27 protein-coding genes are annotated in these 25021 nt (G+C 69.4%); 18 read left to right on the top strand and 9 right to left on the bottom strand.

Annotated features, from left to right (window positions below):
- Positions 1-277: 277 nt before the first annotated feature.
- The 5 genes from ACYVF3_RS15755 (at position 278) to whiG (ending at position 5377) form a co-directional block, all read left to right on the top strand.
- A complete protein-coding gene (locus tag ACYVF3_RS15755) occupies positions 278-595 on the top strand; it encodes a YraN family protein (protein ID WP_461155006.1) in 318 nt (105 codons plus the stop codon).
- Positions 596-2107, top strand: a complete 1512-nt coding sequence (locus ACYVF3_RS15750) for a YifB family Mg chelatase-like AAA ATPase (RefSeq protein WP_461154969.1) — start codon at positions 596-598, stop codon at positions 2105-2107.
- Complete coding sequence (gene dprA, locus ACYVF3_RS15745) at positions 2107-3294, top strand: DNA-processing protein DprA (protein WP_461154968.1); 1188 nt, start codon at positions 2107-2109, stop codon at positions 3292-3294. Before ACYVF3_RS15750 ends, dprA begins: the two co-directional genes overlap by 1 nt.
- Before the next feature lie 183 nt (positions 3295-3477).
- Entirely contained in the window at positions 3478-4452 is a 975-nt protein-coding gene (locus ACYVF3_RS15740; RefSeq protein ID WP_461155005.1) for a tyrosine recombinase XerC, read from the top strand.
- A complete protein-coding gene (whiG, locus tag ACYVF3_RS15735) occupies positions 4427-5377 on the top strand; it encodes an RNA polymerase sigma factor WhiG (protein WP_461154967.1) in 951 nt (316 codons plus the stop codon). The genes ACYVF3_RS15740 and whiG overlap by 26 nt, the downstream gene beginning before the upstream one ends.
- A 9-nt stretch (positions 5378-5386) precedes the next feature.
- Here the strand turns inward: whiG and ACYVF3_RS15730 are convergent, their stop codons facing one another.
- The gene (locus tag ACYVF3_RS15730; RefSeq protein WP_461154966.1) at positions 5387-5896 is read right to left on the bottom strand and encodes a M23 family metallopeptidase; all 510 of its coding nucleotides are present in this window, start codon (positions 5894-5896) and stop codon (positions 5387-5389) included.
- A 371-nt stretch (positions 5897-6267) separates the two neighbouring features.
- On the opposite strand from ACYVF3_RS15730, the gene rpsB reads away from it, so the two are divergent.
- From rpsB to ACYVF3_RS15700, 6 genes are all read left to right on the top strand, one after another.
- Positions 6268-7098, top strand: a complete 831-nt coding sequence (rpsB, locus tag ACYVF3_RS15725) for a 30S ribosomal protein S2 (RefSeq protein ID WP_461154965.1) — start codon at positions 6268-6270, stop codon at positions 7096-7098.
- Between the two features lie 191 nt (positions 7099-7289).
- Positions 7290-8105 (top strand): translation elongation factor Ts, encoded by an 816-nt coding sequence (tsf, locus tag ACYVF3_RS15720; RefSeq protein WP_461154964.1) that lies wholly within the window; start codon positions 7290-7292, stop codon positions 8103-8105.
- Between the two features lie 245 nt (positions 8106-8350).
- Positions 8351-9100 carry a UMP kinase gene (pyrH, locus tag ACYVF3_RS15715; protein ID WP_145737635.1) on the top strand — a complete coding sequence of 250 codons (750 nt, stop codon included), beginning with the start codon at positions 8351-8353 and terminating at the stop codon, positions 9098-9100.
- A gap of 101 nt (positions 9101-9201) precedes the next feature.
- The gene (frr, locus tag ACYVF3_RS15710) at positions 9202-9759 is read left to right on the top strand and encodes a ribosome recycling factor (protein ID WP_461154963.1); all 558 of its coding nucleotides are present in this window, start codon (positions 9202-9204) and stop codon (positions 9757-9759) included.
- Positions 9760-9795: 36 nt separating this feature from the next.
- Complete coding sequence (locus ACYVF3_RS15705) at positions 9796-10641, top strand: phosphatidate cytidylyltransferase (RefSeq protein WP_461154962.1); 846 nt, start codon at positions 9796-9798, stop codon at positions 10639-10641.
- Positions 10641-11372: a class I SAM-dependent methyltransferase gene (locus ACYVF3_RS15700; protein WP_461154961.1), complete on the top strand. Its 732-nt coding sequence runs from the start codon at positions 10641-10643 to the stop codon at positions 11370-11372. Before ACYVF3_RS15705 ends, ACYVF3_RS15700 begins: the two co-directional genes overlap by 1 nt.
- A 117-nt stretch (positions 11373-11489) precedes the next feature.
- Here the strand turns inward: ACYVF3_RS15700 and ACYVF3_RS15695 are convergent, their stop codons facing one another.
- Complete coding sequence (locus tag ACYVF3_RS15695) at positions 11490-11945, bottom strand: carboxymuconolactone decarboxylase family protein (RefSeq protein WP_461154960.1); 456 nt, start codon at positions 11943-11945, stop codon at positions 11490-11492.
- Positions 11946-12020: 75 nt separating this feature from the next.
- Here ACYVF3_RS15695 and ACYVF3_RS15690 point away from each other — a divergent pair, with 75 nt between their 5' ends.
- Positions 12021-12905 (top strand): sigma-70 family RNA polymerase sigma factor, encoded by an 885-nt coding sequence (locus ACYVF3_RS15690; protein WP_461154959.1) that lies wholly within the window; start codon positions 12021-12023, stop codon positions 12903-12905.
- Here the strand turns inward: ACYVF3_RS15690 and ACYVF3_RS15685 are convergent, their stop codons facing one another.
- Positions 12906-13673 carry a VOC family protein gene (locus ACYVF3_RS15685; protein WP_461154958.1) on the bottom strand — a complete coding sequence of 256 codons (768 nt, stop codon included), beginning with the start codon at positions 13671-13673 and terminating at the stop codon, positions 12906-12908.
- A gap of 189 nt (positions 13674-13862) precedes the next feature.
- Between ACYVF3_RS15685 and ACYVF3_RS15680 the strand changes: the two genes are divergently transcribed.
- On the top strand, positions 13863-14342 hold the full coding sequence (locus ACYVF3_RS15680) for a hypothetical protein (protein ID WP_461154957.1): 480 nt from the start codon (positions 13863-13865) through the stop codon (positions 14340-14342).
- Here the strand turns inward: ACYVF3_RS15680 and ACYVF3_RS15675 are convergent.
- From ACYVF3_RS15675 to ACYVF3_RS15660, 4 genes are read right to left on the bottom strand one after another with little or no spacing between them, the layout of a single operon-like run.
- Positions 14326-15012, bottom strand: a complete 687-nt coding sequence (locus ACYVF3_RS15675; protein ID WP_461154956.1) for a metal-dependent transcriptional regulator — start codon at positions 15010-15012, stop codon at positions 14326-14328. The two genes, ACYVF3_RS15680 and ACYVF3_RS15675, sit on opposite strands and share 17 nt — an antisense overlap.
- Before the next feature lie 5 nt (positions 15013-15017).
- Entirely contained in the window at positions 15018-15905 is an 888-nt protein-coding gene (locus tag ACYVF3_RS15670; protein WP_461154955.1) for a metal ABC transporter permease, read from the bottom strand.
- A complete protein-coding gene (locus ACYVF3_RS15665) occupies positions 15902-16621 on the bottom strand; it encodes a metal ABC transporter ATP-binding protein (RefSeq protein WP_461154954.1) in 720 nt (239 codons plus the stop codon). The genes ACYVF3_RS15670 and ACYVF3_RS15665 overlap by 4 nt, the downstream gene beginning before the upstream one ends.
- Positions 16618-17487: a metal ABC transporter substrate-binding protein gene (locus tag ACYVF3_RS15660; protein ID WP_461155004.1), complete on the bottom strand. Its 870-nt coding sequence runs from the start codon at positions 17485-17487 to the stop codon at positions 16618-16620. The genes ACYVF3_RS15665 and ACYVF3_RS15660 overlap by 4 nt, the downstream gene beginning before the upstream one ends.
- A gap of 155 nt (positions 17488-17642) precedes the next feature.
- Here ACYVF3_RS15660 and rlmN point away from each other — a divergent pair, with 155 nt between their 5' ends.
- The 3 genes from rlmN to ACYVF3_RS15645 all read left to right on the top strand — a co-directional run bounded on the left by rlmN (position 17643) and on the right by ACYVF3_RS15645 (position 21183).
- On the top strand, positions 17643-18755 hold the full coding sequence (gene rlmN / locus ACYVF3_RS15655) for a dual-specificity RNA methyltransferase RlmN (RefSeq protein WP_461154953.1): 1113 nt from the start codon (positions 17643-17645) through the stop codon (positions 18753-18755).
- A 153-nt stretch (positions 18756-18908) separates the two neighbouring features.
- Positions 18909-20162, top strand: a complete 1254-nt coding sequence (locus tag ACYVF3_RS15650; protein WP_461154952.1) for an ATP-binding protein — start codon at positions 18909-18911, stop codon at positions 20160-20162.
- Positions 20163-20250: 88 nt separating this feature from the next.
- Positions 20251-21183, top strand: coding sequence for a CE1 family esterase (locus ACYVF3_RS15645; protein ID WP_461154951.1), 933 nt, complete (start codon positions 20251-20253; stop codon positions 21181-21183).
- A 164-nt stretch (positions 21184-21347) separates the two neighbouring features.
- Here the strand turns inward: ACYVF3_RS15645 and ACYVF3_RS15640 are convergent, their stop codons facing one another.
- Positions 21348-21626, bottom strand: coding sequence for a DUF2631 domain-containing protein (locus tag ACYVF3_RS15640; RefSeq protein ID WP_145737622.1), 279 nt, complete (start codon positions 21624-21626; stop codon positions 21348-21350).
- Between the two features lie 203 nt (positions 21627-21829).
- Positions 21830-22111: a GlsB/YeaQ/YmgE family stress response membrane protein gene (locus ACYVF3_RS15635; protein WP_461154950.1), complete on the bottom strand. Its 282-nt coding sequence runs from the start codon at positions 22109-22111 to the stop codon at positions 21830-21832.
- A 103-nt stretch (positions 22112-22214) separates the two neighbouring features.
- Here ACYVF3_RS15635 and dxr point away from each other — a divergent pair, with 103 nt between their 5' ends.
- The gene (gene dxr / locus ACYVF3_RS15630) at positions 22215-23459 is read left to right on the top strand and encodes a 1-deoxy-D-xylulose-5-phosphate reductoisomerase (protein ID WP_461154949.1); all 1245 of its coding nucleotides are present in this window, start codon (positions 22215-22217) and stop codon (positions 23457-23459) included.
- Complete coding sequence (locus tag ACYVF3_RS15625) at positions 23459-24742, top strand: M50 family metallopeptidase (RefSeq protein WP_461154948.1); 1284 nt, start codon at positions 23459-23461, stop codon at positions 24740-24742. The genes dxr and ACYVF3_RS15625 overlap by 1 nt, the downstream gene beginning before the upstream one ends.
- The last annotated feature ends 279 nt before the right edge of the window (positions 24743-25021 follow it).

Below are 25021 nucleotides of genomic sequence, written 5' to 3'. Positions count from 1 at the left end.
ATCCGCTACACGTAGGTGTGAGCGTTGTTTGTCCACAGGGGACCAATTTGTCCACAGATTCGGAAATCTGTTTGGAAATTCGGTCGGCAATGGGCAACGTGGAGTTCATCCCGTTTCCGGAACCGTTGGTGCCGAGCAGTTTTGGTCCTCTCCGGGACGGGAGCACTCGACTCGATTTCCTGGGGAGGTTCCCGTGCGCACCGACAAGATCACCACGCCGCTGTCCGACCACCTCGTCGGCGGGCGCAGGCACGAATTGGGCCGGGTCGGCGAGCGGATGGCCGCCGAACTGCTGGAGCGGAACGGGCTGACCGTCCTCGACCGCAACTGGCGATGTCCTCGCGGCGAGCTGGACATCGTCGCCACCGACGGCGAGGTCGTCGTGTTCTGCGAGGTCAAAGCGCGTTCCGGGGTGGACTACGGCGGTCCGCTGCACGCCGTCGGTCCGGACAAGATCGCCCGGATCCGCGGTGTCGCCCGGGCCTGGCTCACCGAGCGCGCCCTGGTCGGCTGCCGGGTGCGCTTCGACGTCGTCTCGGTGCTGTGGCCACCGGGTGAGCAGGCGCGCGTCGAGCATCTGCCGGGGGTGTTCTGAATGGCGCTGCGCAAGACGTGGGCGGTCGCGCTGTTCGGGGTGGACGGCGTCCTGGTGGAGATCGAGGCCGACGTGCGCTCCGGGCTGCCGTCCGTGCAGCTCATCGGCCTGCCCGACAGCGCGTTGAAGGAGGCCAAGAACCGGGTGTGCGCGGCCGTCCAGAACTGCCGCGAGGAGTGGCCCGCAGACCGGGTGATCACGCTGGCGCTGTCGCCGGCCGCGCTGCCCAAGGGCGGCACGTCCTACGACCTGGCGTTGGCCTGCGCGGTGCTCGCCGCCAGCGAGCAGGTCCCGCCGCACAGGCTGGCGGGCACGGTGCTGTTCGGCGAGCTCGCCCTGGACGGGCGGTTGCGGCGGGTGCGCGGTCTGCTGCCCGCCCTGCTGGCCGCGCGTCGCTCGGGAATGCGGCGCGCGGTGGTGCCGGTCGAGGGTCTGGCCGAGGCGCACCTGGTGGACGGCATCGAGATCCTCGGCGCGGAGCACCTGAGGGAGGTGGTCGCCTGGCTGCGCGAGCTGGCCGAGCTGTGCGAGGACCCGCCGCCGGTGGCCGAACCCGAGCGAGACGAGGAGCCCGACCTGTCCGACGTGCTCGGCCAGCCGGAAGCCCGCTGGGCGCTGGAGGTCGCCGCCGCAGGCGGTCACCACCTGCTCATGGTGGGCCCGCCGGGAACGGGCAAGACGATGCTGGCGAAGCGGCTCTGCGGGCTCCTGCCCGAGCTCTCGAGGCCGGAGTCCCTGGAGGTCACGGCCCTGCGCTCGCTGGGCGAGGAATCCACCGGGTCGTTGGTGCGCAGCCCACCGTTCGTCGCTCCGCACCCGTCGTTGTCGATTCCGGCCCTGATCGGCGGCGGCACCGGGCTCGCCAGGCCCGGCGCCGTCAGCAGAGCGCACCGGGGGATCTTGCTCCTGGACGAGGCTTGCGAGCTCGGGCCCAAGCGGTTGGAGGCGTTGCGCACGGCGTTGGAGGAAGGGGAGATCAGGCTCGCCCGCCGTGACGGGACGCTGCGCTACCCGGCGCGGTTCCAGCTCGTGCTGGCGACGAACCCGTGCCCGTGCGCACCGGCCAGGGAGCTCGATTGCCAGTGCGCTCCGCAGGCGCGGCGTCGTTACCTGGGCAAGCTGTCCGGGCCGCTGCTGGACCGGGTCGACCTGCGGGTGCGCACCCGCCCGGTCTCAGCGATGAGGTCCGGAGCGGGCGCTGAGCCGGAGAGCACGGCGGTGGTGCGCGAGCGGGTCGTGCGGGCGCGGTCGGTGGCGCGGGAGAGGTGGGCCGGTCACGGCTGGCGCACCAACACCGAAGTCCCGGGGACCGTGCTGCGCAGGGAGTTCGCGCTGCCGGACACGACCACGGCGCTGCTCGAACGCGGGCTGGAGGCGGGCGCGATCACCGCCCGCGGAGCCGATCGCTGCCTGCGGGTGGCGTGGACGCTGGCAGATCTCGACGGGAGTTCGCGACCGACGGCCGATCACGTGGCCGCCGCGCTGGAGTTCCGGGACAGGAGGGCCGTGTGATGGGCACGTGGGCAACGCTGAGCGAGAAGACCCGGCGGGAGCTGCTTCAGGCCAGGGCGTTCCTCTCAGCCGTGGCGGAGCCTCCGGCGCAGGCGTTGGCGCGGTTCGTCGCCGAGCGCGGTGCCAGGGGTGCGGTGGACGCGATCCTGCGGGCGCGGGCTCCTGCCCCGGTGCTGGCGGAGGTCGAGGCGAGGCGCGCCGACGTCTCCGGAGAGCGGGTCCTGAGAGCGGGTGAGCAGGCAGGGCTGCGCCTGCTCGTGCCGGAGCAACCGGAGTGGCCGGCCGAGGCGTTCACCGAGCTCGCCGGAGCGCGTGAGGTGGAGCTGCCGGACATGGCCGAGCCGCTCGCGCTGTGGGTGCGCGGCCAGGGCGGGCTCGCGGAGTTCACCGAGCGCGCGGTCGCGGTGGTGGGCGCTCGCGCTGCGTCGGGATACGGCGAGCACGTGGCCGCGGAACTCGGGAACGGCCTGTCCGAGGCAGGGTTCGGGGTGGTCTCGGGCGCGGCCTACGGCATCGACGGCGCGGCTCACCGGGGAGCGCTGTCGGCAGGCGGGCGCACGGTGGCGTTCCTGGCCTGCGGCGCGGACGTGGACTACCCGGCGGGGCACGGGAGGTTGCTGCGCGCCATCGCTGATCAGGGCTCGGTGATCAGCGAGTACCCACCGGGGACTCCACCGCGCAAGCACCGCTTCCTGGTGCGCAACCGGCTGATCGCCGCCATGGGGAGGGCCACGGTGGTCGTGGAGGCGGGGGCGCGCAGCGGTGCGGCCAACACCGCGAACACCGCGGACCTGCTGGGGCGTCCGGTGCTGGCGGTGCCGGGACCGGTCACCTCGCAGAACTCGGTCGGTTGCCACGCGATGGTGCGCTCGGGGCAGGCGGTGCTGGTCACCCGCACCGAGGAGGTCGTCGAGCTGCTCACCCCGCTGGGGGTGAGCCCGGCGCAGGAGGTGGCGGCGGGCTCGCGCGCCACCGACCGGCTGCACCAGGACGCGCGACGCGTCCACGACGCCCTGACCGGAATGGACTCCGCCGGGACCGAGGAACTGGCCCGCGATTGCGGCTTGCCGCTGGCCCGGGTCCGTGCCGTGCTCCCCGAACTGGAACTCGGAGGTTTCGTGAAACGAACGGAATGGGGGTGGAGCGCGGTCTTGAGGCGAAAAGAAAGAAGTGTGAAAGATTCGTGAAAGAAATTCCGGAGAATGGAAGGGAGACTCGCTCCGATCTGCGGGTTCAATCCGCGAGGAAGCTGTACCCAGCGATCTTCGTTGACAACATGTAATGGCATGATTTCGCAACGTGACCACGGAAACAGTGGAATTCGCGTGGCGATGCTTGACCGGAGAATCGATTGCGACGAGCGTCGGGGCATGACCGGTGGACGCCCCGCGCGAGCGAGCCGGCCCGATCTCCGCGAGGTGCGGGCCGGGCTGCCCGAAGAACTGGGCTCCGCTGCGGACTCATTCGAGCGGCACCTCGCGGTCGAACGCGGGCTCTCCACCCACACGGTGCGCGGATACGTCACCGATGTGGTCTCGGTCCTGGCGCACTTAGCCGGGGTCGCGGGCGACGCGGGGCTGCGCGGGCTCGACCTCTCGGTGCTGCGCGAATGGCTGTCCGCGCAGCACAGCGCGGGGGCCAGTCGTTCGACGCTGGCCCGGAAGACGGCCTCCGCGCGCGCCTTCACCGCTTGGGCGTTCAAAGCCGGGCTGCTGCCCGGGGATCCCGGGCCGAAGCTGGCCGTGCCCTCGCGCCAGCGCAAGCTGCCGCCGGTCTTGCGCGCCGACCAGGCGGGCGCCGCCATGAGCGCGTCGGCGTCCGGTGCGGAACAGGGCGATCCAGTCGCTCTCCGTGATCACGCTGTCGTGGAAGTGCTGTACGCCACTGGTGTTCGCGTCGCCGAGCTGTGCGGCCTGGACATCGGCGATGTGGACCGCGAACGCCGTGTTCTGCGGGTGATCGGCAAAGGCGACAAGGAGCGCGTCGTGCCGTTCGGCCTACCCGCCGATGCGGCACTCGATCTATGGCTCCGAAGCGGACGGCCTAAACTGCTGCGTGACCCGTCGAGCGCAGCGTTGTTCCTGGGAGTCCGGGGTGGACGCCTCGATCCCAGAACAGCGAGGCGGACCGTTCACGATGCCGTCGGCGCGGTCGGCGGAGCACCGGATCTCGGGCCGCACGGACTTCGGCACTCGGCTGCGACCCATTTGTTGGAAGGCGGCGCAGACCTCCGTAGCGTTCAGGAGTTGCTTGGTCACGCTACGCTCGCAACGACCCAGCTTTACACCCACGTGACCGTTGAACGGCTGAAGGCGATCCATGACCGAACCCACCCCCGTTCCTGACCACGCCGGGGGCGGCTCCTACACGGTGGCCGCGCGATCGAGCTCGGCGCCGGGGAACGCACGCGATCACGGCGGCGTGGCCAACGGCCAGCGACCGAAGCCGCCGGGCGCGCTCGCGCTCGCCGCCGTCGAGTCGGCGTGGGACACCCACGGCCAGCGCAGCGGTGACGAGGTCGAGGCCGGCATCGTCGCGCTGTGGCAGTCGTTCGGGGAGCGGCCGTCCCAGGAGCTGCGCGACAGGCTGGTCCTGCACTACGCGCCGCTGGTCAAGTACGTCGCCGGCCGGGTGGGCACCGGTCTGCCGTCGCACGTGGAGATCTCCGACCTGATCCAGTCCGGGATATTCGGCCTGGTCGACGCGATCGAGAAGTTCGAGCCCGAACGCGGCCTGAAGTTCGAGACCTACGCGATGCAGCGCATTCGCGGCGCGATCCTCGACGATCTGCGCGCGCAGGACTGGGTCCCGCGCTCGGTGCGCAGCCGCGCCCGCGACGTGGAGCGCGCGCTGGAGCGGCTGGAGGCCAAGCTGCAGCGCACCGCCACGGACTCGGAACTGGCCGACGAGCTGGAACTGTCCACCGAGGAGCTGCGCGAGCTGTTCGCTCAGCTGCAGATGACCAGCGTCGTGGCACTGGACGACCTGATCGGTGCTGGCCACGCGCAGGCCTCGCTGGCGGAGACGCTGCCCGACGACCGCGCCGAGGACCCGGTCGCCGCCCTGGTCGATCGCGACAGCCGCCGTCAGCTCGCCGAGGCCGTAGAACGGCTCAGCGAGCGGGACCGCGTGGTGGTCACGCTCTACTACTTCGAGAACCTCACGCTCGCCGAGATCGGCCGGGTCCTGGGCGTCACCGAGTCCCGCGTCTGCCAGCTGCACACCCGCGCCGTCCTGCGCCTGCGCACCAAGCTCACCGAGCCGAGCTGACCTCCTGCTTCACCAGGCCAGCAGTCGCACCCGAGCGCCTCGGAGCAGCTGCAGCGGGTCCCGGTACTCGTCGCCCTCGCGCAGGCCCCAGTGCAAGCAGGCCGCGGTCGCGCACTCGGGATGCCCGGGTTCCAGGTGCCCGATGACCTGGCCCCGCGCGACCCGGTCGCCCGCGCTGACCTCCGGTGAGACCGGCTCGTAGCTGGTGCGCATGCGGTCGGCGTGCTCGACCGACACCACCTCGCGGTCCACCAGCCACCCGGCGTGCACCACGACGCCGTCCGCCGCGGCCAGCACGGGCTGCCCCGGGCGCCCGGCCAGATCGACGCCGCGGTGCCCTGGACCGAAGGCCGAGCCCGGCGCTTCGAAGGGCCGGACCACCTCTGGCGCGGGCGCGAGCGGCCAGCCGAAGCTCGCCGGTGAGACCCTTGTGGGAACTGGTGCGGGAGCGGCTGCTGCGGTGAGCGCGCAGCAGCAGGCGAGGGCGGCGCCGAGCAAGATCGCGATCACGTTTCGCACGTCTCCACCCTGTCCCGCTCACGGCCGCCATGACCAGGACCGACGGCCAATCTGTGGACGAACCGGGTCGCTGTGGACAACTCGTGGTCCGCGATCGGGTGACGGGTTGCGCGTCCAGTACACTGTTCACGCGGTTTCGTGTCAGCACGAGCCGACTACGCGTGCCCGCGCGTACGCCGCCGCGCAGCGGTCCCGGATAAGTCCGGTCCCCTGCAGGCAGGCCACCGGGTCCTTCGCGGTCCCGTTCCTGTTCAGGGAGCGGGTGGGGGAACCGGGCCGGGCACCAGGGCGACGAGTCGACCGATTCGTCGCGGCAAACCAAACGCGCGCCCCGGACAGGGCGCGCCCGACACAAGAGGTGAACACAGGCCATGGCCGTCGTCACCATGAAGCAGCTGCTCGACAGCGGCGTGCACTTCGGGCACCAGACCCGGCGCTGGAACCCGAAGATGAAGCGCTACATCTTCACCGAGCGCAACGGCATCTACATCATCGACCTGCAGCAGACGCTGACCTACATCGATGGTGCGTTCGACTTCATCAAGCAGACCGTTGCCCACGGCGGCACGATCCTGTTCGTCGGCACCAAGAAGCAGGCGCAGGAAGCGATCGCCGAGCAGGCTCTGCGAGTCGGCATGCCCTACGTCAACCAGCGCTGGCTGGGCGGCATGCTCACCAACTTTCAGACCGTTCACCGCCGTCTGCAGCGTCTCAAGGAACTCGAGACCATGGAGCAGACCGGTGGCTTCGAGGGTCGCACCAAGAAGGAAATCTTGATGCTGACCCGCGAGAAGGACAAGCTGGAGAAGACGCTCGGCGGTATCCGCGACATGTCCAAGGTGCCCAGCGCCGTGTGGATCGTGGACACCAAGAAGGAGCACATCGCCGTCGGCGAGGCTCGCAAGCTGAACATCCCGGTCGTCGCGATCCTGGACACCAACTGCGACCCCGACGAGGTCGACTACCCGATCCCGGGCAACGACGACGCGATCCGCTCCGCCGCGCTGCTGACCCGCGTGGTCGCCGACGGTGTGGCCGAGGGCCTCATGGCCCGCAGCGGCCGCAGCAACGGCGCTTCGGAAGGCGGCGAGGAGAAGCCGGTCGGCGGCGAGCCGCTGGCCGAGTGGGAGAAGGAGCTGCTGGCCGGTTCCGACTCCGGCCAGGCCGCGGAGGGCGGCGAGCAGCAGCCCGCGCAGTCCTGATCACTCGCGCTGCGCACCCGCTGCATTCCGGCGGGTGCGCAGCGCGATCAGGCTGCTCGCCAGTCACACTGGCAACCGACCCGCATCGGGCGCGAGAGCACGGCCGCTGACCGCGGCGCTCCGCGTGGTGCCGGGTCCGAAAATCCGGAAAGATCTTCCACTTCCGTATCAACAGGGACGGACTACGCACGATGGCGAACTTCAGTGCGGCCGACGTCAAGCGTCTTCGCGAGCTGACCGGCGCCGGCATGATGGACTGCAAGAAGGCTCTTGAGCAGAACGACGGCGACTTCGACAAGGCCGTCGAGAGCCTGCGCATCAAGGGTGCCAAGGACGTCGGCAAGCGCGCCGAGCGCGCCACTGCCGAGGGCCTGGTCGCCGCCGAGGGCGGCGTGCTGATCGAGATCAACAGCGAGACGGACTTCGTCGCCAAGAACGACGAGTTCATCGAGCTGGCCAACAAGGTCGTCGCCGCTGCGGCCGCCGCGGGTGCGACCGACGTCGACTCCGCGCTGGCCGCGAAGCTGGACGACAAGACCGTCGGCGACGCGATCCAGGAGCTCTCCGCCAAGATCGGTGAGAAGCTGGAGCTGCGCCGGGTCAAGAAGTTCGACGGCCAGGTGGCCACCTACCTGCACCGTCGTTCGGCCGACCTGCCCCCGGCCGTGGGCGTGCTGGTCGAGTACACCGGTGACGACGCGGAGGCCGCTCGCGGTGCCGCGATGCAGGTCGCCGCGCTCCGCCCGACCTACCTCTCCCGCGACGACGTCCCCGAGGACCTCCAGGCCAACGAGCGCCGGATCGCCGAGGAGACGGCGAAGGAGGAGGGCAAGCCGGAGAAGGCCCTCCCGAAGATCATCGAGGGTCGCCTCAACGGCTTCTTCAAGGAGAACTGCCTGCTGGACCAGGCGTCCGTGCAGGACAACAAGAAGACCGTCAAGGCCCTGCTGGACGAGTCCGGCGTGACCGTGACCGGATTCGTCCGGTTCGAGGTCGGCCAGGCCTGATCCGACGCCGCGGCGGCTGCCGGCCGTGCCCAGCGGGCTCGGCCGGCGCACCGGCCCCGGCGGCCGTGGAAGACGGCACGGCGCCCCGCCTCCGTTGTCGAGGCGGGGCGCTTTTGCAAGGTAAGGACGGACCCGGGCTCGTGGGGGCCGCGCCGGGTTCCGGTCGCTCAGGAGCCGGGTATCCGGTTCTCGACCCGCACATCGGCTGAAGAAGTGCACACTCAAGTTCTCGCGGGAGGATCCCAGTGACCGACGACGGCCCGGCTCAGCGCGGTTACGGCCGCGTGCTGCTCAAGCTCGGCGGCGAGATGTTCGGCGGCGGCAGCGTCGGAATCGATCCCGAAGTGGTGGCCACCGTCGCCCGGCAGATCGGCGAGATCGTCGCCGACGGCGTCGAGGTGGCCATCGTGATCGGTGGCGGGAACTTCTTCCGCGGCGCCGAGCTGCAGCAGCGCGGCATGGACCGCGCGCGCGGTGACTACATGGCGATGCTGGGCACCGTGATGAACTGCCTGGCGCTGCAGGACTTCCTCGAACGCGAGCACGGCATCGACACGCGGGTGATGACCGCGATCACCATGGGCCAGGTCGCGGAGCCCTACATCCCGCGGCGCGCGATGCGGCACATGGAGAAGGGCCGCGTGGTCATCTTCGGTTCCGGCACCGGCATGCCGTACTTCTCCACCGACACCACTGCCGCGCAGCGGGCGCTGGAGATCGGGTGCGAGGTCGTGCTGATGGCCAAGGCCGTCGACGGCGTGTACACCGCCGACCCCAAGACGACGCCGGACGCCAAGCTGTTCGAGCACATCACCCACCGCGAGGTGCTGGAACGCGGCCTGAAGGTCGCCGACGCCACGGCGTTCAGCCTGTGCATGGACAACCACATGCCGATCTTGGTCTTCAACCTCATGGAGGAAGGCAACATCGCCCGCGCGGTCGGCGGTGAGAAGATCGGCACGCTGGTCAGCACCCCGGGCGCGGAGAAGCTTTGATGGTGCTGGATCCTGATCTGGTCGTGGGGCCGCCCGGGGGGCGAGCTGAGCGACACGCCACACTTGCAACATCCACTGGTCGGCAGACTTAAGGAGCAGCCGTGATCGACGAAGCACTTCTCGAAGGCGAGGAGAAGATGCAAAAGGCTGTGGAGGTGGCCAAGGATGGGCTGGCCTCCGTCCGCACCGGTCGCGCGAACCCCGCGATGTTCTCCAGCATCGTCGTGGACTACTACGGATCGCCGACGCCGTTGAACCAGCTCGCGAGCGTCTCCGTGCCGGAAGCCCGGCTGGTCGTGATCAAGCCTTACGACGCCAGCCAGATGCAGGCGATGGAGAAGGCGATCCGCGATTCCGACCTCGGCGTCAACCCGTCCAACGACGGCCAGCTGATCCGCGTCGCGATCCCGCAGATGACCGAGGAGCGCCGCAAGGAGATGGTCAAGCTCGCCAAGTCCAAGGGCGAGGACGGCCGGGTCACCATCCGCGGCATCCGCCGCAAGGTCAAGGAAGAGATCGAGCGCATCGTCAAGGACGGCGAAGCCGGCGAGGACGAGGGCGCCCGTGCGGAGAAGGAACTCGACAACCTGACCCACCGCTACACCGGTCAGGTCGACGAACTGCTCAAGCACAAGGAAGCGGAACTCCTCGAGGTCTGAGTGGTGATGCCCGGCCAGTGCGCAGATGAGTCCGGAATGTCGGCCGACGTTCCGGACCCGTCTGCGCGCCCGTCCCGTGCTGGTCGTGATCTCCGCGCCGCGATCGGCGTGGGTGTCGTGCTCGGGGCGGCCGTGATCCTGTCGTTGCTGATGGTCCGGTTCGTGTTCATCGGCATCGCCGCAGCGGCCGCCCTCGTGTCGACCATCGAGTTGGCCCAGGCCGTGCGGCGCGCGGCGGGCATCCGGATCTCATTAGTGCCGGTGCTGGTCGGCGGGCAGGCCATGATGTGGCTGTCCTGGCCGTTCGGCCTGCGCGGGATCCTGATCTCGTTCGCGATCACCGTGCTGGCCTGCTTGGTCTGGCGGTTCCGCAACGGAGTTGACGGCTACCTGCGCGATGTCACCGCGTCGGTGTTCACCGCCGCCTACGTGCCGCTGTTCACCGCGTTCGCCGCGATGCTGGTGCGTCCCGAGGACGGGGCGTTCCGGGCGATGGTGTTCCTGATCTGCGTCGTCGCCTCGGACACCGGCGGTTACGCGTTCGGCGTGCTGTTCGGCAAGCACCCGATGGCGCCGGTCATCAGCCCGAAGAAGTCCTGGGAGGGCTTCGGCGGCTCGCTGGTCGGCGGGATTCTGGCCGGTGCGCTGTCGGTGTGGCTGCTGCTCGACGGCCAGTGGTGGATGGGCGTGCTGGTGGGCGCCGCGCTGGTGTGCAGCGCGACGATTGGCGACCTGATGGAGTCGGTGATCAAGCGCGACCTGGGGATCAAGGACATGGGCAACCTGCTGCCCGGTCACGGCGGTCTGATGGACCGGATGGATTCGCTGCTCCCGTCGGCGCCGCTGGCGTGGATGATGCTGTTCTGGCTCATCCCCGGCTGATGCGGACCTGGCGGGCGAAGCGCGGTCCCGAGGTCAGGCCGAGCCCGAACATCTGGAACTGGCCCGAGGTCTACGAGGCGGAGAACACCGCTCAGGACCCGGACGGGGCGGTGTGGGAGGCGCTGCGCGCCGAGCGCGACTGGGCGGGGCTCGACGTGGTCGACGTGGGCTGCGGTGATGGCTTCCATCTGCCCGTCTTCGCCGGCAGCGCCCGGTCGGTGATCGGTGTCGAGCCGCACTCGCCGCTCGCGGAGCGCGCCCAGGCCCGGACCTCGGGCACGCCGGGCGTGGAGGTCGAGGTCGCTCCCGCCCAGCGGCTCCCGCTGGACGAGGGCAGCGCCGACCTGGTGCACGCCCGCACCGCGTACTTCTTCGGTCCCGGGTGCGAACCGGGTCTAGCGGAGGCGGAGCGGGTGCTGAGGCCGGGCGGCACGATCGCGATCGTCGACCTGGACGCCGCGACGGCGCCCTACGGTGCGTGGATGCGCGCGGACGCGCCGCAGATCGATCCGGACGGCATCGAGTCGTTCTTCGCCCGCCACCACTTCACGAGCATCTCGGTGCCCACTCGCTGGCGCTTCGATGACCGCCGGACTCTGGAGGCGGTCCTGGGCATCGAGTTCTCGGCGAGGACGGCCGCCCGGGCGGCGGCGGAAACCGCAGGGCTCACCATCCCGGTGACCTACCGCCTGAGGACGAGGACCAAGCCCGCAGGCCTCCTCACCCCGTGAGTCGGGGACCTCGGGCAGTTTTGGTCCGAACCGTCCATGATCGAAGTCCGTTTTGCCCGGACAATTCGGACCAAAACTGCCCCCCGGCCTCCGTGCTCGGTCTCCCGGGTTCAGGGGTTAGAAGGTGGCGCCTGCGGGTTGCCTGGTGACGGCGTTGACGCGGTTGAACAGGTTGGACACGCCGATCATCAGGGTCAGGGCCGCGATCTGCTCCTCGTCGTAGTGCTCGCTGATCCGCTTCCAGAGCTCGTCGTCGACGGCGTCGCCCTTGTCGGCGAGGCGGGTCGTGGCCTCGGCCAGCTCCAGCGCGGCGCGCTCGCCGTCATCGAAGAAGGGAGCCTCCCGCCAAGCCGCCACCGCCCAGAGCTTATCGTCGCTGGTCCCGAGCGCCTTGAGCTGCTTGGAGCTGTAGTGCGCGCAGAAGCTGCAGCCGTTGATCTGGCTGGAGCGCAGGTGCACCAGCTCCAGGGTTTCCGCCGGGATGTCGACCGAGTGAATCGTCTTCATCAACGCCTGGATCGACTTGAAAGCGTCCGGCAGGAGCATCGCGGGGTTGTTCATCCGTGCTTGCATGAGTGCCTCCCTGTCACATGAGCCGGTCCCGGCTCGTCTTTCCCCATGACGGGCGGCGACGGAGGAATGTGACCGATGGACGACAGCGATTTTCTGGCGAAGCGCTTCGAGCAGCACCGCAGGCGGTTGAAGGCGGTCGCGCTGCGGATGCTCGGTTCGCACACCGAGGCCGAGGACGCGGTGCAGGAGGCGTGGCTGCGCGTGGACCGCGCGGGTACCGATGACGTCGCCAATCTGGGAGGTTGGCTGACCACGATCGTCGGCCGGGTCTGCCTGGACATGCTCCGCGCCCGCCGCTCCAGGCCCGAGCAACCGGCCGAGGACCTGCCGGAGCCGTCGGAAGGACCGACCCCGGAAGCGGAAGCGGTGATGGCCGACTCCGTCGGGCTGGCCCTGTTCGTCGTGCTCGACGCCTTGGAACCGGCCGAACGGCTCGCGTTCGTCCTGCACGACATGTTCGCGGTGCCCTTCGACGACATCGCCCCGATCGTGGGGCGCAGCGCGACGGCCACCCGGCAGCTCGCCAGCCGCGCCCGTCGCAGGGTGCGGCGGAGCGGCGAGCCGGAGCCCGACCTGGTCGCGCAGCGCGAAGTCGTCGAGGCGTTCCTGCGAGCGGCTCGCGAAGGCGACTTCGAGGGCCTGCTGTCCGTGCTCGACCCGGATGTCGTGCTGCGCGCCGATCAGCGCGCGGTGGACACCGCGGCTCGCGCCCGCAAGGCCGGTGCCCCTGCGCTCGCGGCGGAATCGCGCGGTGCGGACGTCGTCGCCAAGGCGTTCCAGAACGGTGCCAAGCTGGCGCGCCCGGCGCTGATCGCCGACTCCATCGGCGCCGCCTACGCGCCTCGCGGCAAGGCGCACTCGGTGTTCATCGTGACCACTCGCGACGGCCGGATCTCCGAGATCGAGGTGATCGCCGACCACGACCACCTCGCCGAGCTCGACCCGGTGCTGCTGGACTGATCACTCGCCCGTTCGCCGGGCGGTGTCGATGACGGTGAAGGTGGCGCCGACGACGTCCCGCAGCACCGCCGTCCGGCCGTGCGGGGAGTCGGAGGGCTCCCGCAGCACTTCACCGCCCAGCGACTGGGCCTTGGCGACGGCGGCGTCGGTGTCGTGGTCGGGATCGACCTGGAAGTACAGCTGCCAGTGCGGCGGGACGCCGTCCGGCAGCGCGAGGCCGGACTCGAAGCGCCCCAGAGTCGGCTGGTCACCGACGTACCAGACGGTGTAGTCGAACGCGCCGCCCTGCTCGCCGATCTGCTCCTGCCGGTAGGCCAGGAGGTCCGCGTAGAAGGGGTCGGTGGCCGCGCCGTCGCGGGTGTGCAGCTCGGCCCAGCACAGCGCGCCCGCGCGACCCCAGCCGAACACGGCGTTGTCCGGCGCTTCCCACAGGCCCACGACCGCCCCGCCCGGGTCCTCGGCGATCATGAACATCTCGTGCCCCGGTGTGTCGGTCGGCGGGATGATGACCTTGCCGCCCAGGGCCCGGACCCGTTCGGTCGCGCGTCGCGTGGACCCGCACTCCAGGTACAGCGTCCACGCGGTGGGGATGTCGTCGGATTCCGGTCTCATCAAGCCCGCGACCGGGGTGTCGTCCCGGAACGCGATGTTGTAGTCGCTGCGCTGGACCCAGCGCCAGCCGAACAGCCCGGTGTAGAACTCGCGCGCGGCCTCGACGTCCTGCGACGTCAGGTCGGTCCACCCGGGCGCACCCAGTGGAATGCTCACGACGATCACTCCCGAAAACGGCACCAGCGGCCCCTCGATGCGATCAAGCGGGCCCTTCGTGTAGGCAGCGTCACGTCTTCGTCGTACTCCCGCAATGCGAAGCGCCCGAATGACGCCTTGATAGCCGCACGACCGCGTGATCGACTGGTGGATGTCGTATGCACGTACTCGGGTTTTTCAGGAGCAGCCATGGCATTCCGCGCGGCGCAGCCGGTCACCGCGGGCCTCAGCCGGCTTGCTCAACTGGACGGCCGGGAGCGTGCGCGCATCATCAGGCAGCTGAGCCAGCAGCACCCCGTCTTCCGCTCGATGCTCCGGCAGGCGATCATCGCGCGCGTCGTCGCGTTCGGATCCGCCATGGTGCTGGGCGCTTCTGTGGTGACCTTGGCGCAAGGCTTCGACATGTGGATCGTCGCCAGCCTGGTCTTCGCCGGGATGGGCGGTTTCTGCTACGTCGCCGTGGCGCTGACCAGCAGCCGATTCGACCTGCTCATGGCGGTTCTCGGCGCGCATCGCACGGACGAGCTGCACAGCAGGCTGATCACCGAGCAGATCTACGGCGACGAGGTCGCCCAGGTCGAGCCGCTGCCGGAACGCCCGGCGCAGCAGGTGGTGCACTCCCGCGCGGTCGGTTCGCGGCTGACCGGCGAACCTAGCTCTGCACGCTGATCGACAGCGCTGCCGCGATCTCGTCGCCCACGAAGTGGGTTTCGGCGTGCGGGGGTTCGCCCACGCGCACCACCAGCGGCCCGCCGAAGGGCTTGCGCTCCACGATCTCGATCCGCGAACCCAGCGTCATGCCGTGCTCGGTGAGGTAGCGCAGCAGTTCGGAGTCGGTGTCCCAGACGCGCGCGATGGTCCCGACCGTGCCGGGCTCGATCTGGTCGAGCTGCAAGGCCCTGTTCGCGGCGAGCGTGCCGTCGGCGGTGGGGATGGGATCGCCGTGCGGATCCACGGTGGGGTTCCCCAGCTTCGCCGAGATGTGCTCGACGAGTTCGTCGGAGACGGCGTGCTCCAGCGCGTCGGCTTCGCGGTGCACCTCGTCCCAGCGGTAGTTGAGCTCCTCGACCAGGAACAGCTCGATCAGCCGGTGCCTGCGCAGCACGGAGTGCGCGAGCCGGCGGCCTTCGGGGGTGAGCTCGACGCTGCGGTAGCGGACGTGGGTGACCAGGCCGAGCTGGTCCAGCTTGTTGATCATGCCCGAGACCGAGGACGGGCTGAGGCCGAGACGCGCGGTCAGCGTCGCGTTGGTGACGGGCTCGCCTCGCTCGCTGAGCCCGTAGATCGCCCGGAGGTAGTCCTCGACCGAAGACGACGGGCGCTCGGTTTCACTCGGCATGACTTTCACGATACGGGCGGCACCGCGCTCGCGGTCGCTCGGTCACCGACGGCCGAACGTCGCCGCAGCGCGCGGGGGATGAGGCCCTGCCCGGGTGAGAGCAGGTAGGCCAGCGCGAACACCGCGGACTGGCAGACCACGATCATGCCCCCGGTGGAGGTGTCGATGTGGAAGCTCAGGTAGGTGCCCGTCACCGCGCACAGCACCGACAGCCCCGCGGCCGTGACCAGCATCCGCGGGAACCGCTTGGTCAGCAGGAAGGCCGTCGCTCCCGGGGTGATCAGCATGGCCGTCACCAGCACGACTCCGACCGCTTGCAGGGCGACCACCACGGTCAGCGCGAGCATCGCCAGCAGCACGGTGCTGATCCGCCGCGGGGAGATGCCGATCGCGTGCGCGTGGGTCGGGTCGAAGGCGTAGAGCGTGAGGTCGCGCCGCTTGAGCAACGCCACCGACAGGACCACGGCCGCGATGATCAGCACCTGAGCGATGTCGAAGTCGGTGACGCCCAGGACGTTCCCGAACAGGATGTGGTTGAGGTCCACCTGGCTGGGGATCCGCGAGACCAGCACCAGACCGAGTGCGAACAGCCCGGTGAACACCACGCCGATGGCGGCGTCGCCCTTGAGCCGGGTGGTGCTGCGCACCCCCGCGATCAGCCCGACCGCGAGGCTGCCGAACAGGAACGCCCCCACCGAGAACGGCATCCCCAGCACGTAGGAGAGGACGACGCCCGGGAGCACGGCGTGCGACACGGCGTCGCCCAGCAGCGACCAGCCGATCAGCGTCACCCAGCACGACAGCACCGCGCACACCAGGCCCGCGACGAGGCTCACCAGCAGGGCCCGCTGCATGAACCCGAACTGGAGGGGCTCGATCAGCCACTCGATCATCGTGCCTCCACTCCGAACGTGCGGGCCAGCATCTCGGGCGCCAGGACCTCCTCGATCGCGCCGTGGGCGATCACCCGCTGCTGCAGCAGGATCGCCTCGTCGCACAGCTCGGGGACGCTGGCGAGGTCGTGGGTGGAGATGACCACGGTGCGCCCCTCATCGCGGAGTTCCCGCAGCAGAGCGCTGATCATCGCCTCGGACTTCTTGTCCACCCCGGCGAAGGGTTCGTCCAGGAACAGCAGCCGGGCGTCCTGCGCGATCCCGCGCGCGACGAAGGTCCGCTTGCGCTGGCCGCCGGAGAGCTCCCCGATGGGGCGGTCGGCCAGCTCGGTGAGGCCCACGCGGGTCAGCGCGGAGCGCATCGCGGCCTTGTCGGCGCGGCGCGGCCGCCTGGTCGGGCCCAGGTCTCCGTAACGGCCCATCAGCACCACGTCGGAGACCGTCACGGGGAAGGTCCAGTCGACCGCCTCGGACTGCGGCACGTACGCGATGAGCCCTTCGCGCCGGGCCTGCTTGCGGTCGCGGTCCATGATCCTGATCTCGCCGGCGTCCGGCCGGACCAGGCCCACCAGGGACTTGAACAGGGTGGACTTGCCCGATCCGTTCATCCCGAGGAGACCGCAGATGCGGCCTTCGCGGACGTCCACCGACACGTCGTCGAGGGCGAGCACCTCGCCGTAGCGAACGGTGAGGTGGTGAGCGGTGATGGCGGTCACGGTGTCCCTCCGCGCAGTCCGGCGACGATGGCGCGCGCGTCGTGGCGCAGCAGGTCGAGGTAGGTCGGGACCGGGCCCTCAGGCCCGGAGAGCGAGTCGACGTAGAGCTTCTCGCCCAGCTCGGCCCCGGTCTCGGCGGCGACCTGCCGCTGCGGGCCGTCGTTGACGGTGGACTCGCAGAACACCGTCGGCACTTCGTTGTCCCGGACGAACTGGGTGGTGTCCTTGATCTGCTGCGGTGTTCCCTCGGACTCGCTGTTGACCGGCCACAGGTACGCCTCGCGCAGGCCCGCGTCGCGCGCGAGGTAGGAGAAGGCGCCTTCGCAGCTGACCAGCGCCCGGTGCGACTCGGGCAGAGTGGCGAGCTGGTCGCGCAGGTAGCGGTCGATCTCGGCGAGCTTCGCGAGGTAGGCGTCGGCGTTCGCGCGGAAGGTCGCCTCGTGCGCCGGGTCGATCCGGATGAAGGCGTCCCTGATGTTGGTCACGTAGGTGGCGGCCGTGCGCGGCGACATCCACGCGTGCGGGTTCGCCTTGCCCTGGTACTCGCCGCTGCGGATCGGGATGGGGTCGACGCCCTCGGTCAGCGTCACGTGCTGGGCCTCGCTGCGCTGCACGAACCGGTCGAACCAGCGTTCCAGGCCGAGCCCGTTGTCGAGCACCACATCGGCTTTGGCAGCCTCCAGCATGTCGCTGGGCGTGGGTTCGTACTCGTGGATCTCCGAGCCGGGCTTGGTGATCGACTCGACGACGAGGGCGTCGCCGGCGACGTTGCGCGCCATGTCGGCGAGCACGGTGAAGGTGGTCACGACGTGCTTGCGGTCGTCGTCGGGCCTGCTCAGGCTCGTTCCGCAGGCCGACACGAGCATTGCGAGCACGGCCAGGACGGCGATGTTTCGGCTCGTCGCCACTCCGGTTTTCGCCACGGCGAAAAACATACCTCGGGGAGTCGTGAAGTCCAACCAGGCGGTGGAACCGGCTGCCCACCAAGGTCGTCACCCGGCGTGGGAGACTGTAGGGCGCTATGTCTACGAAATCCCTGCCGCTCGTCTTCGACGCCCCGCGCCGCGGCAAGCCGCCGCGCCACCTCGCCGACCTCTCCGCCGAGGAGCGGAAGGCCGTCGTCGCCGAGCTGGGGGAGAAGCCGTTCCGCGCCAAGCAGCTCGCCAACCACTACTTCGGCAGGCTCAACGCCGACGTCGAGTCGATGACCGACATCCCGGCGGGCAGCCGCGAGGCGCTGGGCGCCGCCCTGCTGCCGGAGCTGCTGAGCACGGTGCGCAACCTCGACACCGACGAGGGCACCACGCGCAAGACGCTGTGGAAGGCGCACGACGGGACGCTGCTGGAGAGCGTCCTGATGCGCTACCCGGACCGCGCGACGGTGTGCATCTCCAGCCAGGCGGGCTGCGGCATGGCGTGCCCGTTCTGCGCCACCGGCCAAGGTGGGCTGCAGCGCAACCTCTCGACCGCGGAGATCGTCGACCAGGTCCGCTCGGCCGCGGCGATGATGCGCGACGGCGAGGTCCCCGGCGGACCCGGCCGGTTGTCGAACGTCGTGTTCATGGGCATGGGTGAGCCGCTGGCCAACTACCGGCGGGTGATCGACGCGGTGCACCGCATCTGCGATCCGGCCCCGGACGGACTCGGCCTGTCGCAGCGCTCGGTCACCGTCTCCACCGTCGGCCTGGTGCCGGCGATCCGGAAGATGACGGCCGAGAACCTGCACGTCACGCTCGCGGTGTCGCTGCACACCCCGGACGACGAGCTGCGGGACACGCTCGTGCCGGTCAACAACCGCTGGAACGTCGCGGAGGTACTCGACGCCGCCCGCGGCTACGCCGATCACACCGGCAGGCGGGTGTCGATCGAGTACGCCTTGATCCGCGACATCAACGACCAGCCGTGGCGCGCCGACCTGCTCGGCAAGCTGCTCAAGAAGCACCTCGGCCAGTTCGCGCACGTCAACCTGATCCCGCTGAACCCGACGCCGGGCAGCAAGTGGGACGCCAGCCCGAAGCCGGTCGAGCGCGAGTTCGTCCGTCGCGTCCGCGAGACCGGCGTCTCGTGCACGGTCAGGGACACCCGAGGCCAGGAGATCGCAGCGGCCTGCGGCCAGCTCGCAGCCGAGGAGTGACCGACCCGCCCACCCCGGACCCAGGCGGCTATCCGTCCACGAACCCGGCGGCCAGGTGCCCACAGAACCGGCGGCCAGATGTCCACAGAACCTTCGGCCAATTGCCCACAGATCAGGCGGCCAAGTGACCACTGATCATTTATAGTGGTGGGCGTGAGCATCAAGAATTCGCTGGTCGAGCGGCATGCCGAGGGTCTCGTGACCGAGGCTCTCGGTGATACTCGCGTGGTGCTGGTGAACGGTGCGAGGCAGGCGGGCAAGAGCACGCTCACCCGGCTCACGGCGGAGCGTTCCGACAATCCCACGATGCGCTTCCTCGACGACCCGACCACCGCTGAAGCCGCGAGTGGTGCTCCCGCTGATTTCGTCGAGCACAACGGCCTGATGGTGATCGACGAGATCCAGTTGGCGCCGGAGCTGCTCAGCTCCATCAAGTTGACCGTTGATCAGGATCCGCGCCCAGGCAGGTTCCTGCTGACCGGTTCGTCGCGCGTGCTCGCCTTGCGGGCGCTCCCCGATGCGCTTCCCGGACGCATGGAGATCATCGAGCTGTGGCCGTTCTCCCAGGGGGAGATCGACGGGGAGCCCGACGCATTCATCGATGCCGCGTTCGCGCACGGTCCGCACCTCGATCATTCGTCGACGCTGCGGCGGCGAGACTACCTGGAGCGAGCCACGATCGGCGGTTTCCCCGAGGCGGTTCGGCGCACTCCGCGCAGGCGGAGTGCGTTTTTCAACTCCTACTTATCCACGCTCATCGAGCGAGATGTGCTGGAACTGGCCAGCATTGAGCGTCACGGCGAGCTGATGCGGTTGCTGGCGCTGCTCGCGGGGCGTGCAGGAGGGCTGCTCGTCCCTTCGGCGCTGTCGAACCAGTCGGGCATTCCGCGCACCACGCTCACGCGCTACCTCGATCTGCTCGGATCGGTGTTCTTGATCAAGCGGATTCCCGCTTGGTCTTCCGGGCACACGCACCGCGTCGTGAGCACGCCGAAACTCGCGTTCACCGACACCGGCGTGGTCTGCCATCTCCTCGGCCAGGACGTGAACCGACTGGCGGAGCCGGGCGGCTCGGCGGGAGCGGTGTTGGAGAACCTCGTGGTCATGGAGCTCGCGAGGCAGCTGACCTGGTCCGAGGAGAGAGGGCAGCTGTTCCACTACCGGACCAAGGACAAGGTCGAGGTGGACGCGGTCATCGAGACCCCGGACGGGCGCGTGATCGGGGTTGAGGTGAAAGCGGGCTCGACGGTGCGCGGTGAGGACCTGGCAGGAATGCGGCATCTGGAGAAGCAGGTCGGCGAGCGGTTCGTCGCGGGTTACGTGCTCTACACCGGGCAGCAGACGCTGCCGTTCGGCGACAAGGTGCGAGCGGTCCCGATGGACGCGTTGTGGCGGGTGCGGCCGTGAATTCGTGACCGCAATGAACAGAAGTGGCCGCTGCGGCCTCCGGTGGCCGATGATCCTCAGGTCTGAGTGATCGAGCTGGGAGGCAACGGTGCCTGACCTGAGAATTCGTGGCATTGCGGTTCATTCGATCGTCGCGGCGGCGCTGGTCCTGCTCGCCGCACCCGCTCACGCCGAGGTGCCAGGTCATCCGGCGCCGAGCGCGGGCTGCGGGAACACCGCGGTCGTGCCCGGGGAATCGGTGACCGAGGAGATCGTCTCCGGCGGTGTCACCCGCACCTACCTGCTGCACGTGCCGGAGAACTACGTCCCGGCGCGCCCGACTCCGGTGGTGCTGTCCTTCCACGGGCACACCCGGGATTCCGCGTACCAGGAGGAGCTGTCGGAGTTCTCCGGCACCGACGCCATCGCGGTGTACCCGCAGGGCCTCGTCGGCACCGACGGCGAGACCGCCTGGCAGGGAGCTCCGTACTCGGCCGACGTCGACGACGTCCGGTTCACCGGCGACCTGCTCGACGAGCTGGAGCGCGATCTCTGCGTGGATCCGGCGCGCGTCTACGCCGCGGGCAAGTCCAACGGCGGCGGGTTCACTGGGGTTCTCGCGTGCCGCATGAGCGACCGGATCGCGGCCTTCGCACCGGTCTCCGGCGCCTTCTACCCGCAGGGCGGTGACTGCGAGCCCTCGCGCTCGGCGCCGATCCTCGACTTCCACGGCGTGGCGGACGAGACGATCCCCTACGACGGTGACGAGGCCCGAGGGCTCCCGCCGATCCCCGACTGGCTGGCGGGCTGGGGCGAGCGAAACGGCTGCGACCCGACTCCGGTCACCCGCAACCTCGGCGACGGGGTGAGCACCGTCGACTACCGGGCCTGCGATGGCGGTGCCGAGGTCACCCACTACCGGATGGACTCGGTCGCCCACGACTGGCCGGCCACCCACCCGAACCCGGACTCCGACCAACCCGCGCCGATCGACGCGACTCCCCTGATCATGGACTTCTTCAACCACCACTCGTTGCGCTGAGCGAGACCAGTCCCAGTTTTAGTCCAAACCGAGCCATGATCATGTCCGAAATGTCGGCTCAGTTTGGACTAAAACTGGGACTTGGTGCGGTGGGTTCCCGGGGTCTGGAGAAGCGAAGGGCCTCTCCCCGGTTTCGAGGAGAGGCCCTTCTGTGAAGTTCCGCGTCAGCGGCGGCGCTTGTTCTTGGCCAGGTCGTAGAACAGCCCGAGGGCCAGGACCACGGCAGTGCCGATGAGGAACACGTCCTCCATCTTGAAGTGCCCGCCACCACTGAGGATGCCCTGGTGGTTGCCGATGAGCATGAGCAGGACCGCGACGACCGAGAACCAGCCGGCGATCTGGGTGCCCTTCGGGAAACCGCCGTGCCAGCCCCACTCGACCGACGGTTCCTCGGCCGGGTCGATGGCCTGGCTGGGCTTCTTCTCCAGCTCGGTGCTCGCCACGTTCCCCTCCTGCGCCACACCGGCCACACGCGGGGCCGGAAAGCCTGTTGCTTGGGTTTCGCGCACCGCCGGGTGACGATCCACGATCGAGCCCATCTTCGCACACCCGATCGGCGTCGCGGCGGCCACCTGCCGGGCATCAGCTGCGAAAAAGGTGCCGCACGAGCTCGGCTCGCACGGCACCCGGTGAACTGCGGTCGGCGCTAAGCCTCCTTGGCCCCGCCCTTGGCCTTGCGGCCGACGATGACCCGGTAGATGCCGAGCACGATGAGCGAGCCCACGATCGCCAGGATCCACGTTCTGATCGACCAGAACTCGTTGAGACCCGTCCCGAAGATCCACTTGCCGATGTAGCCGCCGAGGAATGCTCCGACGACACCGAGCAGCATGGTGATGATGATCCCGCCCGGGTCCTTGCCCGGCATGATCAGCTTCGCGATGGCACCCACGATCAAGCCCAGGACGATCCATCCGATGATGCCCATGACGGCCTCCTTTGTTCATCGGGCAGTGGCAGGTACGCCGATCGTGACGCCGGATGGTGATTTGTGCACCGCGAGGGGCACCTGCTCACCTCCTTCAGGGACAATGGCGGCGATGCACGCCGACACGAGCACACAGAGCGACACCTCCCCGCGCACCGTTCTGGTGCTCGGTTCCACCGGGTCGATCGGTACCCAGGCACTCGACGTGATGCGCGACAACCCCGACCGGTTCCGGGTCGTGGGGCTCGCCGCGGGCGGCAGCGACCCGCAGGCCCTGGCCGCGCAGGCGCTGGAGTTCCAGGTCCCGGCGGTCGCCGTGGCCAAGGGCACGGCCGCCGAGGACGTCCAGCTCGCGCTCTACTCCGAGGCCCAGAAGCGCGGCTACGCGGAAGGTGAATTCAAGCTCCCGCGCCTGCTCGCCGGGCCGGAGTCCGCGCTGGAGCTCATCGACCTCGCCCCGGCCGACGTGGTGCTCAACGGCGTCGACGGCTCCCGCGGCCTGCGGCTGACGCTGGCCGCCCTGGAGACGGGCGCCCAGCTCGCGCTGGCCAACAAGGAATCGCTGGTCGCAGGCGGCGCGCTGGTGCTGGGCAAGGCGGCTGCTGGGCAGCTCGTCCCGGTCGACTCCGAGCACTCCGCGCTGGCCCAGTGCCTGCTCGGCAACGATAACACCGACGTGGACCGCCTGGTGCTGACCGCCTCCGGCGGGCCGTTCCGGGGGCGCAAGCGCGAGGACCTGGCCGAGGTCACGGTCCAGCAGGCGCTGGCGCACCCGACCTGGGCGATGGGCAACGTCGTCACGATCAACTCGGCGACCCTGGTCAACAAGGGCCTCGAACTCATCGAGGCGCACCTGCTGTTCGGCATCGAGTACCCGCGCATCGACGTCGTGGTGCACCCGCAGTCGATCGTGCACTCGATGGTCACCTACACCGATGGCGCCACGATCGCGCAGGCCAGCCCGCCGAACATGAAGATCCCGATCGCGATGGGGCTGGAGTGGCCGCGCCGCGTGCCCGGTGTGGCGCCGCGGCTGGACTTCACCGACGCCCAGGAGTGGACCTTCGAGCCCCTGGACGACGAGACGTTCCCGGCCGTCGAGCTGGCCCGCGCGGCCGGCTCCGGCGGGGGCTGCCTGCCCGCGATCTACAACGCCGCCAACGAGGAGGCGCTGGCCGGGTTCGTCGAGGGACGGCTCCGGTTCAACGAGATCGTGCACACTGTGGGTGACACGCTCGCCGCCGCTGACCAGTGGCGCGGCGAGCCGTCGGAACTTGACGAGATCTTCGCAGCCGAGGACTGGGCGCGGGCCCGGGCACGCGAGCTGGCCGGACGGAAGGCGGAATAGTGCTGGTCGTCGTTGGCATTGTGATCTTCTTCTTCGGGCTGCTGTTCTCCATCGCGTGGCACGAGCTGGGTCACCTCGCTACCGCCAAGATGTTCGGTGTCAAGGTCACCGAGTACATGGTCGGTTTCGGGCGCACGGTCTGGTCGCGCAAGAAGGGCGACACCGAGTACGGGGTCAAGCTCATCCCGTTCGGCGGCTACATCCGGATGATCGGCATGTTCCCGCCGAAGAAGGACGAGGAGTACGGCCGCAGCGCGTCCTCGGCGCCCTGGCGGGCGATGATCGAGGACGCCCGGCAGATGTCGGCCGAGGACGTCACGCCCGAGGACTCGCACCGGCAGTTCTACCAGCGCTCCCCGTGGAAGCGGATCATCGTGATGCTGGCCGGGCCGGTGATGAACCTGATCCTCGCGGTCGGCATCTTCGCCGCGATCCTGATGGGGCACGGCATCAACACGCCGACCCTGACGGTCTCCACGGTCAGCGAGTGCGTGCTGCCCGCCACCGCGCCCGACACGCAGAAGTGCCCGCCGGGGGCCAAGCCCTCGCCGGCCGCCGCCGCCGGGTTCAAGCCCGGCGACCAGATCGTGGAGTTCAACGGCAAGCCCTTCCACACCTGGGACGACCTGCAGCAGGAGATCCGCACCTCGAAGGGCGCGGTCCCGGTCGTCGTCGAGCGCGACGGGCACCGCGAGACGCTCAACGCGAACCTGATGCAGACCGAGCGGCCCAAGCTGAACTCCAGCAGCGAGTACGAGACGGTCGGCTTCCTCGGCCTGTCGCCCACCTCCATGCTGGTCAAGCAGGACGTCGGCGGTGTCGTCAACACCATCGGCGAGTTCGTCAGCCTGACCGCGCAGAAGATCGTCGAACTGCCGCAGCGGGTCCCCGACCTGGTCAGCGCCATCTTCGGCGGCGAGCGGCACAAGGACTCGCCGGTGGGCATCGTCGGCGCCAGCCGGCTTGGCGGCGAGGTGCTGGCCACCGACCAGTTCGGCGTCGACGAGCGCATCATCCTGATGTTCAACCTGCTCGCGGGCGTGAACCTGTCGCTGTTCGTGTTCAACATGCTGCCGCTGCTGCCGCTCGACGGCGGTCACGTCGCGGGTGCCGCGTGGGAGTGGATCCGCCGCGGGTTCGCCAAGCTGGTCCGGCGTCCGGATCCGGGACCGTTCGACACGGCGCGGTTGATGCCGCTGGCCTACGCGGTCAGCCTCCTGTTCATCGCCTACTCGCTGCTGGTCCTGGTAGCAGACATCGTCAACCCGGTGACCTTGAATTAGGGGTCGTTGCAGAATCACCTTGCTTGGCGGTGCGGGTGGCGGAACCTCAGCGGTCCTCTGGCTCCGGGATCCGACGCTGATGTATGTCCAATACACGGCGCGTCGGCTGTCCTCACCAGAGAACCGCTGAGAACCCGCGGCGGTGCGGGCTGAGTCCCGCACCTGAAGAGGCGGCTGCCGCCGCGTCCGCCTGGATCCGGGAATCTTTGAGGTCGGCCGGGCACGTGGTCGTTCGTCCGCTGATTTCACCGCTGTGGTGGAACTGGTTCACAGGTGGGG

Source organism: Saccharopolyspora tripterygii (assembly GCF_054778355.1).
This window is presented reverse-complemented; position numbering and strand designations above follow the sequence as displayed.